Annotated in this window: 13 protein-coding genes; 11 read left to right on the forward strand and 2 right to left on the reverse strand. The window is 39.6% G+C overall.

What is annotated here, in order from left to right; genetic code table 11:
- Positions 1 to 299 precede the first annotated feature (299 nt).
- The 6 genes from T501_RS00200 (at position 300) to hslO (ending at position 6,965) form a co-directional block, all read left to right on the forward strand.
- Complete coding sequence (locus tag T501_RS00200) at positions 300 to 1,520, forward strand: ABC transporter substrate-binding protein (protein ID WP_242845461.1); 1,221 nt, start codon at positions 300 to 302, stop codon at positions 1,518 to 1,520.
- A 25-nt stretch (positions 1,521 to 1,545) separates the two neighbouring features.
- Positions 1,546 to 2,328, forward strand: a complete 783-nt coding sequence (locus T501_RS00205; RefSeq protein WP_044912594.1) for an ABC transporter permease — start codon at positions 1,546 to 1,548, stop codon at positions 2,326 to 2,328.
- Positions 2,325 to 2,903, forward strand: coding sequence for an ATP-binding cassette domain-containing protein (locus T501_RS00210; RefSeq protein ID WP_044912595.1), 579 nt, complete (start codon positions 2,325 to 2,327; stop codon positions 2,901 to 2,903). The genes T501_RS00205 and T501_RS00210 overlap by 4 nt, the downstream gene beginning before the upstream one ends.
- Before the next feature lie 34 nt (positions 2,904 to 2,937).
- Positions 2,938 to 4,425, forward strand: coding sequence for a 4Fe-4S dicluster domain-containing protein (locus tag T501_RS00215; protein WP_026509979.1), 1,488 nt, complete (start codon positions 2,938 to 2,940; stop codon positions 4,423 to 4,425).
- A gap of 460 nt (positions 4,426 to 4,885) precedes the next feature.
- Positions 4,886 to 5,869, forward strand: coding sequence for a phosphate acetyltransferase (gene pta / locus T501_RS00220; RefSeq protein WP_044912597.1), 984 nt, complete (start codon positions 4,886 to 4,888; stop codon positions 5,867 to 5,869).
- Between the two features lie 211 nt (positions 5,870 to 6,080).
- Complete coding sequence (gene hslO, locus T501_RS00225) at positions 6,081 to 6,965, forward strand: Hsp33 family molecular chaperone HslO (RefSeq protein WP_044912598.1); 885 nt, start codon at positions 6,081 to 6,083, stop codon at positions 6,963 to 6,965.
- 99 nt (positions 6,966 to 7,064) lie between these two features.
- Here the strand turns inward: hslO and T501_RS00230 are convergent, their stop codons facing one another.
- Positions 7,065 to 8,036, reverse strand: a complete 972-nt coding sequence (locus tag T501_RS00230) for a biotin--[acetyl-CoA-carboxylase] ligase (protein WP_044912599.1) — start codon at positions 8,034 to 8,036, stop codon at positions 7,065 to 7,067.
- Between the two features lie 39 nt (positions 8,037 to 8,075).
- Entirely contained in the window at positions 8,076 to 8,696 is a 621-nt protein-coding gene (locus T501_RS00235; protein ID WP_242845462.1) for a biotin transporter BioY, read from the reverse strand.
- A gap of 1,031 nt (positions 8,697 to 9,727) precedes the next feature.
- Here T501_RS00235 and topA point away from each other — a divergent pair.
- From topA to fliE, 5 genes are all read left to right on the forward strand, one after another.
- Positions 9,728 to 11,818, forward strand: coding sequence for a type I DNA topoisomerase (topA, locus tag T501_RS00240; RefSeq protein ID WP_044912601.1), 2,091 nt, complete (start codon positions 9,728 to 9,730; stop codon positions 11,816 to 11,818).
- A 343-nt stretch (positions 11,819 to 12,161) separates the two neighbouring features.
- Positions 12,162 to 12,941 carry a GTP-sensing pleiotropic transcriptional regulator CodY gene (gene codY / locus T501_RS00245; protein WP_026509972.1) on the forward strand — a complete coding sequence of 260 codons (780 nt, stop codon included), beginning with the start codon at positions 12,162 to 12,164 and terminating at the stop codon, positions 12,939 to 12,941.
- A 264-nt stretch (positions 12,942 to 13,205) separates the two neighbouring features.
- Positions 13,206 to 13,601 (forward strand): flagellar basal body rod protein FlgB, encoded by a 396-nt coding sequence (gene flgB, locus T501_RS00250; protein ID WP_026509971.1) that lies wholly within the window; start codon positions 13,206 to 13,208, stop codon positions 13,599 to 13,601.
- A gap of 100 nt (positions 13,602 to 13,701) precedes the next feature.
- Entirely contained in the window at positions 13,702 to 14,160 is a 459-nt protein-coding gene (flgC, locus tag T501_RS00255) for a flagellar basal body rod protein FlgC (RefSeq protein ID WP_026509970.1), read from the forward strand.
- 136 nt (positions 14,161 to 14,296) lie between these two features.
- Positions 14,297 to 14,638 carry a flagellar hook-basal body complex protein FliE gene (gene fliE / locus T501_RS00260; protein WP_026509969.1) on the forward strand — a complete coding sequence of 114 codons (342 nt, stop codon included), beginning with the start codon at positions 14,297 to 14,299 and terminating at the stop codon, positions 14,636 to 14,638.
- Positions 14,639 to 14,714: the final 76 nt, after the last annotated feature.

The following is a 14,714-nucleotide window of genomic DNA, read 5'->3' on the forward strand; positions in this document are numbered from 1 at the left end:
TAATTCCTTTCAGTATGTTTATTTTCTTATCTGCATTAAAAAAAGAGACAACTACTGCAGATGATGCAGTAAAAGTCTCGTTAATTACAACATATCCGGGGAAACATCTTCCCGTACTGACGGATGAATGTTACATGCATATGCATGGTAACTACTCCCTTTTACTTTCTATAAAATAACAAATTTGCGCATTTGCGTCAAACATAAATAATACGTTGAGGGGATATAGGAGAATATGGTATAATACTTTGGTTTATGTAATGAAGATGGTTTATATAGTGTAATTGAAATGAGGAGATATGATGAAAAAATATTTATCTATTGTAAGCGCGTTGATGCTCAGCGTATCTGTGCTGACCGGATGTGGCAATAATTCATCTGCAGATTCATTACAACAGGAGTCTGTTCAGGAAGCTGCTGTAGTTGAGGAAGCTGCAAATGAGGCAGAAACTGAAAATGAGAATAATGAAGCAGAAGAAGCTGAGCAGGTTTCTTCTGAAGAAAATGCAGATACAGAAAGCTCTGAAGATTTGACTGATGAGTCAGCAAAAGAATCTGAAGCAGACGAGACATCTGAAGCTGTAGAAGAAACTGCTGAAAATACTGATGATGCAGAAGATAATAATACTTCTGAGGCTCTTGTCAGAGTAGGTTCTCTTAAGGGACCCACAACCATGGGACTTGTTAATCTTATGAAGGATTCTGAAAACGGAGAGTCAGAAGGAAAATATGAATTCACTATGGCTACTCAGCCCGATGAGCTTATGGCAGGAATCGTTGCAGGTAACATTGATATCGCACTTGTACCCGCAAATATGGCTTCAGTTCTTTATAACAAGACAGAGGGCGATGTAAGTCTTGTAGACATTAATACACTCGGAGTGCTTTACTGCGTAACAGGTGATGAAACTGTTAAGAGTGTAAAAGACCTTGCAGGTAAGACAGTAATTACTACAGGTCAGGGAGCATCTCCTGAATATGTATTGAGATATCTTCTTGATAAAAATGAAGTGACAGACTGCAACATTGAGTTTAAGTCAGAGGCTACTGAGATAGCAGCCATTTTAAATGAGGATGCTACAAAGGTGGCAATCCTTCCACAGCCTTTTGTAACAGTGGCAACTGCAAAAAATGATTCTATTTCAGTTGCATTCTCACTTACAGATGAATGGGATGCAGTATCTGACGGTTCAAAGCTTCTTACAGGTGTAACAGTAGTAAGAAATGAGTTTTTAAGTGAAAATGCAGATGCTGTAAATGTTTTTCTTGAAGATCATGTAAAGAGCGCTGAAAAAGCTGTTTCCGATGTAGATACTACAGCAGAATTAGTTGCGGAATATGGCATAATTGAGAAGGCTGAGATAGCAAAGAAGGCTTTACCTGAGTGCAATATCGTTTGCATTAGTGATGAAGCTGCAAAGACAGCACTTTCAGGTTATCTTCAGGTTCTGTTTGATCAGGATCCCAAGTCAGTAGGCGGAAAGCTTCCTGAGGATGACTTTTATACATTGAGCAAATAAATTAAACTTTTTCTGAGGGAACGGTTTGAAGAAAATAAAAAAGGCAGGTATTGTTATATGCTGGCTTATAGTATGGCAGCTTATAGCAATCCTCATTCATAACAAAATACTTTTAGCAGGTCCGATCGAAGCTGCTGCGGCTCTGGCAGGAATGGCAGGGACCGCTGATTTTCAGTCATCGGTTGTGACATCTGTACTGCATATTGTTGCCGGGATAGCACTTGGGGCTCTTATAGGAATAGTCCTGGGAGGAATATCACTTAAATTTGAACTGATTGGAGATTTTGTATCTCCGATAGTTACAGTGCTTAAGTCAGTTCCTGTTGCAAGTTTTGTGGTACTTATATTAATATGGATAGGAAGTGATAACCTATCAACTGTAATAGTAACTCTTGTTGTATTTCCTATAATATACCTTGCAACCACAAGCGGATTTACTGCCGCTGATAAAAAACTTTTGGAAATGGCTCATGTATACAGAATGCCGGTAATAAATAAGATAAGATTTATTTATATTCCTGCTCTTATACCTTCATATATCGGAGCGTTTTCAGTTGCGGTGGGCATGGGATTCAAAAGCGGAGCTGCTGCTGAGGTTATCGGACAACCACTTATGACAATGGGTAATGGTCTGTACAGGTCAAAGATAAATCTGGATACAGCTGAGGTTTTTGCCTGGACGTTTACTATAGTATTAGCATCATGGATAGTGGAGAGAATTTTTTATTTATTGATAAGCCTTATTAGGAAAATACTTATTCCCGGAGCTTTCTCTGTGGCTAATGACGCTAAGGAGGTGCAGAGATGACAATCGATCTGGAGAATATATGTAAATCCTATGGCAGTCTTAACGTACTTAAGGGTTTTAACCTTGAGATAGAAGAGGACCATTCATACGTTATAACCGGCGAGTCCGGAAGTGGGAAGACGACTTTGATAAGAATACTGCTCAGCCTTGAGGAACCGGACAGTGGAAGAGTCCATTTCATGGGTGATTACAAGTATCCTTATTTGAATGCGGGAGTTGTTTTTCAGGAGAACAGACTTTGTGAGGATTTTTCAGCTGTTCAGAATGTTGTGATGGTAAACAGCAAAAATTCAGTGAAGGTTGCAAGGCAGGAGTTACTAAGACTCTTACCTGAGGATTCAATCGATAAACCTGTATCACAGCTATCAGGAGGGATGAAGAGACGAGTGGCTATCGTCAGGGCATGTTCTATCCCTACAGATATGCTCATACTGGATGAGCCTTTCACAGGACTTGATAGTGAGAACAGAAAAAAAGCGATAGAGTATATTCGCGAAAAGCAGGGTAGGAATCCGCTTCTTATAACTTCACATGATATGGAAGGGCTGGATTTTTGCAGACGTATTAGTTTGTAAACAGGTAAAACTATGATTTATAGAGGAGATTTCAATGGTAACAAATGACAAAGGATTAGTAAGTTTTAAGCACAAGATTATGGAAGAGGTTTGCCGCCTGGCATGGAAGGGCGAACTTGATGAGGAGCATAAGGATACTCTGACATATGAGATGGCTCCCGGTCCGAAACCGGAGTACAGATGCTGCGTATATAAGGAACGCGAGATTGTACGTCAGAGAATCAGACTGGCATGCGGACAGAGCACAACATATAACAAGGAGTCAGATAATGTAGTACAGGTTATCGACCCTGCATGTGATGAATGTCCTATTTCAGCATTTTCCGTAACTGATAACTGTCGCTTCTGTATCGGAAAGGCTTGTCTCAATTCATGTAAATTTGATGCGATTCATCCCGGTGACATGAAAATGCATATTGATCCTGCAAAGTGTAAGGAATGCGGTATGTGTGCAAAGGCATGTCCTTATGGCGCAATCGTTCATCTTGAGCGTCCTTGCCATAAAGCATGTCCTGTTGGTGCCATCACATATGATGAGTATGGATATTGCAAAATTGACGAGAGCAAGTGCATAAACTGCGGACACTGCATACACAACTGTCCTTTTGGAGCTATCGGTTCAAAGACATATCTTGTTCAGATAATCGATGCTATCAAGTCAGGTAAAGAAGTAATTGCTATGTGCGCTCCTGCAACAGAAGGTCAGTTTGGTGAGAACATAACCATGGCATCTGTTAAGAAGGCACTTGTAAAAGTCGGATTTTCAGATATGGTTGAAGTTGGTCTTGGCGGAGATATGACTGCTGCTTATGAGTCTAAGGAATGGGCAGAAGCATATGCTGAAGGTAAGAAGATGACTACGTCATGCTGCCCTGCATTTATCAACATGCTTAAGAAGCACTTCCCTGAGCAGTATGAGAACAATATGTCATCAACTGTATCACCTATGTGTGCTATTTCAAGATATTTAAAAGTTACACATCCCGGTTGTGTTACAGTTTTCGTAGGACCTTGTATTGCTAAAAAGTCAGAGGCTCAGGATCCTGATGTTCCGAACAATGCAGATTACGTTGTAACCTACGGTGAACTCAGAGCACTTATGAGATCCAAGGATGTGGAATTTGAGCCTGTTGAGGATGAGTATCAGGAGTCTTCAATCTGGGGTAAGCGCTTTGCTACAAGCGGCGGAGTTGCTAATGCAGTTATCGAGTGCATGCAGGAGAGAGGACAGGACATCGGAGAATTAAAGCTTCATCGTGCAGCAGGAGGAATTGAGTGTAAGAAAGCACTTACTCTTCTCAAGATGAATAAGTTCCCTGATGATTTCATTGAAGGTATGGTATGTCCCGGAGGCTGTGTAGGTGGTCCTTCAAAGCATAAGACTGAGATGGAGATCACCAAGGCAAGAGCAAGCCTTCTTGCAAAAGCTGATGGAAGAAAAGTACTTGAGAACCTTAAGAACTATCCTATGGATCAATTCTCAATGCATAGAGATGGTAAGCAGATTGAACTTCCGGATTGATCAATTGACATATAATGTGTAACAAGGCGGCCGCATAGATAATATGCGGCTGTTTTTATCATATAGGAAATTCCGTTGGATTTCCTATATGATAAAAAGCGCTCCGCTATGGATGCGCACTCGCGCGATAGGAATATGTTGCCTTCAGCAACCGCGCTCGGCGCGAGAATGTCGCAAGCGACATTCTTTCTTGTCTTGTTTGCCATTTTTTACATAATTATCCACCGTGTTTTCACCATTATTTGAAAATCATTCTTTTAACATTGTTAATTATCACCTTATAATAATTGATTAAATTTATGATTGACATTGATATTTTTTTATCTATTCTTGAGTATATTTATCTTTTGGGTATATAATCTTAACGCATAATCAATATTTTGATAATTTGTAAAATATTTTACTACACATTTTATAACCTAATCAGGTTAATCAATTCATATTTATAGGAGGAATAGAAATGTACGGTTTTGGAGAAATGATTTCCAAGCTTAAGGCAAACCCAAAAACTATTGTATTTACAGAGGGTGAAGATCCCAGAATATTAGAAGCAGCTTCCAGATTGCTTGCCGGCAATTTTTTAAAGCCAATCCTTCTTGGAAGTCCTGATAGAATTAATAAGACAGCTGAAAATGAAGGCTATAATATAAGAGGCGCAGTTATAATTGATCCTACAAATTACGAAGATTTTGAGGCTATGGTTAATGAATTTGTTGAACTTCGTAAGAGTAAGGGCATGACTCCTGAGCAGGCAAGAGAGATTCTTTCTCAGGCTAATTATTTCGGAACCATGCTTGTTAAGATGAAGAAGGCAGACTGTCTCCTTGGCGGTGCAACATATTCAACAGCTGATACTGTACGTCCTGCACTTCAGATCATTAAGACTAAGCCCGGAAATACAGTTGTATCATCCTGCTTTATCCTTGTTCGTCCTTCTGCAGTAGGGGACAATGAAGTAATAGCAATGGGTGACTGTGCGATCAATATCGATCCTACAGAGGATGAGCTCGTTGAGATCTGTGGAGAGACAGTTGAATGTGCTAAGGCATTCGGCGTTGACCCCAAGGTTGCTTTCCTTTCATTCTCAACAAAAGGATCTGCTAAGAGCCCTTCCGTAACCAAGATGCAGAATGCAACTAAGAAGGCACAGGAGAAATATCCTAATCTTCCTATCGATGGTGAGCTTCAGTTCGATGCTGCAGTATCACCTAAGGTTGCAAGAGTAAAAACTCCCGATTCACCTGTTGCAGGCCATGCAAATACCTTCATTTTCCCTAATATTGATGCAGGTAACCTTGGCTATAAGATTGCACAGCGTATGGGCAATTTTGAGGCATATGGACCTATCCTTCTTGGCCTTAATGCACAGATCAATGACCTTTCAAGAGGATGCAACGCTATTGAAGTTTACTCAATGGCTATAATAACTGCCAGCCTTGCATAAATGATTGGCAGGTTTAGAAACTGAAGTTTGTAAAAGTATTTACCGACCTGTTTCAACTGAGATGGGCCGGTAAATTTTTGAATAAAAACCGTTAGCGCACAATTTGTTTATCAATAAGGAGTCTGGTGCCGGCCATAAACGAAGTAAGAACCGTACTGGCATCCGAACGGACTTAGCCAGATAGTAAATTGTCGTTATTAAAGGAGAATACATGGAATACAGAGACTACATGGTAAGAGCAACTGCTGCAGATGCACAGATAAGAGCGTTTGCGATCACTTCCAGAAATCTTGTGGAAGAGGCGAGAAAAATCCACGATTTAAGTCCTATATGCAGTGCAGCATTAGGCAGACTTATGAGTGGTGCGCTTATGATGGGGGACATGTTAAAAAATGATAAGGATGCACTGACAATTTCTATAGAAGGAGATGGACCGATAGGAGGTCTTCTTGCAACTGTCAATAACAAGGGACAGGTTAAAGGATATGTCAGAAACAATGAAGTTGCGCTTCCAAATAATGAAGCCGGGCATCTAAACGTAGGAGGAGCAGTGGGTAACGGTACTCTTACGGTTACAAGAGATCTTGGACTTAAGGACCCCTATGTTGGAACAATTCAGCTCCTTTCAGGTGAAATTGCTGATGACCTTACCTGCTATTTTGTTGAGTCAGAACAGATTCCTTCATCTGTAGGTCTCGGCGTACTTGTTAAGAATGACTTTTCAATAATGGAGGCAGGCGGATTCATTGTACAGCTTATGCCCGGAGCTTCTGAAGAGGTAATAAGTAAGCTTGAGAGTAATATTCAGGAGATGAAGTCTGTTACTGATATCCTTAGAGATGGTAAAACACCTGAGGATCTTCTTGAGCTTGTTCTTAAAAGCTTTGATTATGAAATCACTGACAACAGACCTGTTTCATATCACTGCGGATGTGACAGAGACAGAGTTGAGAGAGCACTTATCCTTCTTGGCAAAAAGGAACTTGAAGACCTTTCTTCAGAGGGAGAAGATATAGAAATTAAGTGCCAGTTCTGTAAGAAGGCATATTCATTCTCTCCTGATAATTTAAGAGAAATGATGCAAAGAGCAAGATAAATCAAAGGCAAGATTCTTTCTGCGTTTTTGCAAAGACATGGCCAATACGAATACCGAGTTTAAATAAATTCAATATTCTAAAAACAGAAAACCTTATCCTCAGGACAGATATTCTGAGGATAAGGTTTTAGTTGTTTTATCGGGAAGTTCAACTATTAGCTTTCCGTTTTTATCTATATCAATTGCTTTGGCAGTATAAGTACCTTCACCGGAATTAACGGTTACTGTTTTGCCAAGAGATTTTAATCTTTTCTTATATTCTGCAATGATAAACTCGGGATCTGAGTATTTTTCAAAACTAGATGAAGAGAGCAGTTCATTTAGAATATATGCGATCAGTTCATTCCTTGAGATGGGTTCTTCGCCGCTTTTAAAAAGACTTCCTACCGGACTTTTCGCATTTTCAATAAGACTATCGGAACTAAAATATATGCCTATTCCCACAACCACATACTGCATATCACCGGTATCAAAATCACCACCTGATTCTGTAAGGATTCCGCAGACTTTTTTATCATTAAGGTAAATCTCATTCATCCATTTAATTGACGGAGAAAGACCCGCCGAAGCTTCAAGTGCTTTACATATACAGACTGTCGTAAGAGGCGTGATGAGAGAGCAGTTTGAAAAAGAAAGATTCTCAGGACGCAGTATTATACTCATATATATGCCACCCTTTGGAGACGTGAAACTGCTTTTTCTTTTACCAGTGCCATTTGACTGAATCTCTGAAATGATAACGCTTCCATGTCTGGCATCAAGGACTGCAGCGGATTTTGCTGTCTTATTTGTTGACTCCAAGGTTTCGTATATTGTTATGTCATTGATGTTGATACTTTTATCGAGGTATAGAGAAATCTCATCTTTTGAGATTCTGTCTGCTTTTCCGGACAAAAAATAACCCCTGCGGGATGCGGCTTCAATCCGGAAACCTTCTCTTCGCAGGGCTTCTATCGCTTTCCAGACACTGTTTCTTGAAAGATTAAGTTCACTTGCTATTGTTTCTCCGGAGGAAAACTGTCCTCTGTTATCTTCAAGATATTTTAAAACTTTACTCTTTGTGTCCGGCATTATTCATATCCTCTTTGCATCTGTATGATTAAGAATCGATTATTGTAAAACAGATGCCAGTCTTTTTTTGAGTTCGGGACCGAGGATTGCAACAATTATAATCTTAAGAATTGCAGTAGGAATAAAAGGAATAACACATGCTGCAAGACCTGCTAAAAATGATGTTTTTGAAACAACCATAAACCAAACGGTTCCGAATACATAATTGATTGTAGCACCAATAACAAGACTTAGCACCAGTAAAACATAATATAAATAAGTTTTTGAAGTTCCTTTATTACGACTGAGTCTGATTCCGATTTCATCACCAAGACCTGCTGTGAATGACAGTACAGGGAAGGAGATCAGGAATCCGCCTGTAAGACTGAGCAGTGTTCCGATACCGCCGCTAAAGCCGGCAAATACAGGAATACCAACCGCTCCAAGTAAAAGGTACAGAAGTGTTGAATAAGTTCCTTTCTTTTTACCGATTATAATTCCTGCAAGTGGAATGATAAGTGTCTGAAGTGTCATTGGTACGCCTGCAGGCATGGGAATGGAAATCTGTGACAAGACACATATGATTGCTGTGAAAACTGCAATAAAGCATAAGTCCTTGATTGATGCTGACTGTCTGTTCTCCAGTACAGCCGCCTGGTTGTTGTTCATTTCTTCGTTCATTTTTAGCCCTTCTTTCCAGTATTTTTTTATGAATTTGAAATAGTAAATAGTTTATTGTCACCCTGATTTACTTTTAATAGCAGGTGACAATGCTAGATTATTATGAATTGTATGCATTGTCAACTACAATTTGTAAAACAAGGTGACAATACTAAGTACTATATATAGGATAATTGAAATTAAAAACTCTAAATATGGGATAGTTTGTTATTTGATAAACAAAATTTAAAAATAGGTGAAAATATCATTCAATTGAGCAGAATTAACTGAAAATAGTGACTAATTTACGAATAACGAAATATTATCAAAATAATAAATAAATAATGCTAAAATGTATTGACATTTATTCCTGATATTGATATTATCATATTACCAACAGACGAGCAGATAAGAGCTCAGTGATAGCAAAGGTAGCGCGTGCTTTACCGGAGGTATAACAATAGAGTTTTATCTGTTTTGAGAATAGAAGGTGAGATGAGGCGGCGTGTGCTTCACCGATTCGATCTCTTCTATTCGTTCTATTTTACTAACGAATCATTGGACTATAGGAACGGCGAGTAATTCGGATGCCGGTGGTCAAAGAAAAAACACGATGCGCAACGTGGTTTTTGATGGAAGATTCGTTGATATAATAAACAGAAAAGGAGACAAGTCCATTGGAAATTCAGAACTAGAGGGCACTGATCGAAGGATCGGTGCCCTAATTCGTGTTCTGAATTAAATGTTACTGTTCACACCTTACGGTGCTCACAGCAACTGGATTTGCCCATTCCAGTTGCCTTCGGCAAAGGGGCAAATCCTATATTCAAGACGTAGAACATTCTCACGCTCAGCGCAGCAAGTGCGCAGAGCTGTCTGAACAGTAACAATTAAATACCTACTATAATTAATCTAGTTGCAAACCCTACTCATTTGGTGTATATTACGAAACTATGGAACGGATAAGTATCTGTTTCTACTATTAATCATTTTATGTTGCTTATTTATGAGCGCATGGTGAACAAAAATTACTGAGTTTAAGAGGGGCATTTATGGCAACTAAGAAAAAGAATCTACTTATAGTGGAGTCTCCTACAAAGGTGAAGGCAATTAAGAAATTCCTTGGCAATGGGTACGAGGTCGCAGCGAGCAACGGACACGTACGTGATCTGCCCAGAAGCCAGATGGGAATTGATATTGAGCATGATTTTGAGCCTAAATATATTACTATAAGGGGTAAAGGAGACGTTCTTGCAGCACTCAGAAAGGCTGCTAAGAATGCGGACCACATATATCTCGCAACTGACCCTGACCGAGAGGGTGAGGCGATTTCATGGCATCTTATGACAGCACTTAAGCTTGATGATCCTAACCGCTTTTCAAGAGTTACTTTCAATGAGATTACACAGACGGCAGTTAAGGAAGCAATGAAGCATCCTAGAGATATAGACATGAATCTTGTTGATGCACAGCAGGCAAGGCGTGTTCTGGACAGAATGGTGGGATATCAGATTTCACCTCTTCTCTGGGAAAAGATCAAGAGAGGCCTCAGTGCCGGAAGAGTGCAGTCAGTAGCACTTAGGATTATTTGTGACAGAGAGGATGAGATCAATTCATTCATTCCTCAGGAGTATTGGTCGCTGGATGCCACTCTTAAGGTTAAGGGTGAGAAGAAACCTATCGTAGCACATTATTATGGAAAGAACGGGAAAAAGGTCGATATAGCTTCTAAGGCTGAGCTTGATGAGATATTGAAGGATCTTAAGGGCAAGAAATTCAGCATAACAGAGATTAAAAAGGGCGAGAGAAGCAAAAAAGCGCCCCTTCCTTTTACAACTTCAACGTTGCAGCAGGAAGCTTCAAAGGCACTGAATTTCTCAACTCAGAAGACCATGAGAACAGCTCAGCAGCTTTATGAAGGAATAGATATGGGTAAGGCGGGTACCGTCGGACTTATCACCTACCTGCGTACAGATTCCACCAGAATTTCAGAGGAAGCGCAGGCTGCAGCGCAGAATTACATCACTGAAGCCTTTGGCGAAGAGTATCTTTCCGAAAAGATACAGGGTGGAAAATCAAGCGCGAAGATTCAGGATGCTCACGAAGCAATTAGACCTACAGATGTAAATAATACACCTGTTGCTGTCAAAGAATTTTTAAGTCGTGATCAGTTCCGTCTTTATCAGCTTATCTGGCGCAGATTTATGGCGAGCAGAATGGCACCTGCAAAATACGAAACTACATCTGTGAAAATTGATGCCGGTGAGCATCGCTTCACTGTTGCAGCTTCAAGAACAGTATTTGACGGCTTCATGAATGTGTACACAGATGAAGATGATCAGATTGAAAAGAATACACTTGCTAAGAGAATTGATGAGAATTCAGAACTTGAGCTCCAGGATTTTGAGGAGAAACAGCACTTCACACAGCCTGCTCCTCATTACACTGAGGCATCTCTGGTTCATGACCTCGAAGCTCTCGGAATCGGAAGACCAAGTACTTATGCACCTACAATCACAACGATTCTTGCAAGACACTATATCACCAAGGAAAACAAGAACCTCTATGTAACAGAGCTTGGTGAAGCAGTAAACAGAATGATGAATGAAGCATTCCCTCAGATTGTTGATGTTACATTTACTTCTAACATGGAGACGCTTCTTGATAGTGTTGCTGAAGGTAATGTTAAGTGGAAGACCATTGTTGAGAATTTCTATCCCGATCTTGCAGAAGCGGTTGAGAGTGCTCAGAAGATACTTGAAAAGGTTGAGATTCAGGATGAGCCTACAGATGTTGTCTGCGAGAACTGTGGAAGGAATATGGTCATTAAATATGGCCCTCACGGTAAATTCCTTGCTTGTCCGGGATTCCCTGAGTGCAAGAACACAAAGCCTTATTATGAAAAGACAGGAGTTTCCTGCCCTAAGTGTGGAAAGGACATTGTTCTTAAGAGAACAAGAAAAGGCCGTCTCTACTATGGCTGCATAGATAATCCTGAATGTGACTTTATGGTATGGCAGAAGCCTTCTAAGAAAGCATGCCCCAGATGTGGAGGGCTTATGCTTATAAAGAATAACAAACTTGTCTGCAATGATCCTGAATGTGGTTACATTGAGGACAGAAATAAGGATGATGAGGATTGATCATCAGGTTCATGCCTTTATGTAAATAAATATATGTATTTCAAAAGCAGCTTATGAGAAATCATAGGCTGTTTTTTATTACATAAATTGTACATAATGGTACAAAAGAGGAGCTTCCTGAAAGTTTATCGGAGTTGTATCTGTGTAAGCTACTTTTGTATTTTAGATAATTTCTTTGAAATTTTACCTTTAAAGGTGTATTTTGTAGTGTATATTCATTAAATTTTAATTAAAATATGTACAAATTGCTTTGATGTAAACAATATTATGTGCTACAATCTGATTAGTTGTAGTACATTTGTATAAATTGTCAAACGTTTTCAGATAAAAGGAGTTTCTTTTCATGAGTAGCGTACAGCTTTTGGATAAAACCAGAAAAATTGGTAAACTTTTGCACAACAGCAATTCCGGTAAAGTGGTTTTTAATGATATTTGTACGGTTTTGTGCGATATTCTTAATTCTAATATGCTTGTTATAAGCAGAAAAGGAAAAGTTCTGGGAATTGGAGAAACATCTGCTGTGGATTCGCTTGGTGAGATGCTTGTCGATGATGTGGGAAGCTTTATTGATCCGATGCTCAATGAAAGACTTCTTACTGTTTTGTCTACAAAAGAAAATGTAAACCTGGAAACTTTAGGATTTGAAGATGTTGATATGAGAAAATATCAGGCTATCATAACTCCTATTGAGATTGCAGGGGAGAGACTTGGTACACTTTTTATCTATAAATGTAATGAGCCATACGATATAGACGATATTATCCTGTGCGAGTATGGAACCACTGTTGTGGGACTTGAGATGCTAAGGGCTGTCAATGAGGAGAATGCAGAGGAGAGCAGAAAGCTTGCGGTAGTTAAATCCGCAATAAGCACCCTTTCCTTCTCGGAGATGGAAGCTATCATACATATCTTTGATGAACTAAACGGAATGGAGGGTGTGCTTGTAGCAAGCAAGATCGCTGACAGAGTAGGTATCACCAGAAGTGTAATAGTTAATGCACTAAGGAAGTTCGAAAGCGCAGGTGTTATAGAGTCAAGATCATCAGGTATGAAGGGAACCTACATTAAAGTATTAAATGACGTGGTATTTGATGAAATAAAGAAACTTAAGGCACAGATGTAATAGTATGCCGGCAAACAGCCGAAATATAATATGCAGGATGTGAATTGATGAAAGGATTTATCTGTTTTGGATAAATCCTTTTTCGATATAACACAGTTAAATTTTAAGAACATAATTAAAACTAATTCTTGTGCTTTGGTGTTACAAAAGCACAATATAAAGTACTATTTTTCCTAAATATCTTGTAATTTGCACAAAATCATTTTAATATGATAGTAAGGATTAAAAGGTAAATTAGGTTTGTTATGCGCAAGGAGGGGGCATATGATCAACAGTAATGCATATGATTATATTAATGTACTTGATAAGACTGCTGACGCTTCCTGGATAAGGAATGAGGTTTTGTCCAATAACCTGGCTAATGTCAATACTCCCGGTTATAAGAGACAGGACGTTGCCTTTGAGAGAGAACTTGAGAGAGCACTTGGGAATTCCAGATACAAGACAATGGATGCGAAGGTTTCAGGTCTTAAGATTAGCAGACTTAAAGCAAGACCATATACTGACTATTCTAATTTTTCTTATAGAATGGATGGCAATAACGTTGATATTGATACAGAGAATGTTACTCTGGCTGCGAACCAGATCAAGTATCAGGGCGTTATGCTTGGCATACAATCGGAGTTCAAAAATCTGCAAAGTGCCATGAGAGGCCAGTAAGGTGCCAAATACCGTTAGCGCACGTTCTTCAGGAACTTACGGTATCCGTATCCGACCGGACTAAGGCAGATATAAACCGGCGTTTATAGAGGAGTAGCTTATGATCAGTACAGGTAATATTTTTGATTCATTCAATATCAATTCTTCAGGCATGACTGCGGAGCGCTTCCGTATGGACATTATTTCCCAGAATATTGCTAATGCCAATACTACAAGGGATGCCACCGGGGATGTATATACCAGAAAGGTAGTCACCTTTTCTGAGAAAGGAACGCAGACTCCCTTTTCAAAGATTCTCAATGAGAGACTGGATCATTACAGTGGACGTGGTGTAAAGGTTTCTTCAGTAAGGGATGACACCTGGACAGATTACAAGATGGTTTATGATCCGTCACATCCGGATGCTGATGAATTCGGATATGTCACCTATCCCAATGTAGATATCGTAACTGAGATGACAAACCTCATTGATGCCCAGAGAGGATATGAAGCCAATGCTACGGCTTTCAGCTCCAGTAAATATCTTATGAACCAGGGATTGTCCATAGCTCAGGGCTGATAAAGTTTTAGGAATTGCAGCAGGGGAACTGCAAGAAGCTGGTTACCGTTAGCGCACGTATTTTTGGCGTTTACGGGATCCGTATCCGACCGGACTTAAGGCAGATATTAACCAGCGTATATAGAGGAGGGAGTAAATGGCAGATATTGATATTAGTCAGATAAGAAATGTTCACTCAGCAGCTATCAGAAACGCTGAAAAAGCTGATTCAAGAGTTTCCAATCCACTTGGGGACAGGTTTGGCAATGATAACTCTTTTACAAATATTTTCAGCAGAGCGGTTGAGAATATCAATACGACCAATGCATATTTATCTGATGCTGAGAATGAGGAGATAAAGTGGTCTCTCGGCGAGACAGATAATACGCATGATCTTGCTATTGCATTGCAGAAGGCTGAGACTGCACTTCAGTACACGATTGCAGTAAGAGATAAGATGCTTTCCGCATATAAAGAAATTATGCAGATGCAGATTTAATATATTTGGATTTTGCAGATGCCTGAACAGGCTTTAAGCATGTGTTTACAGGTGGGGATTTTTGCAGAATCTTTGA

Source organism: Butyrivibrio sp. WCE2006, from assembly GCF_000701985.1.
Taxonomy (GTDB): Bacteria; Bacillota; Clostridia; order Lachnospirales; family Lachnospiraceae; genus Butyrivibrio.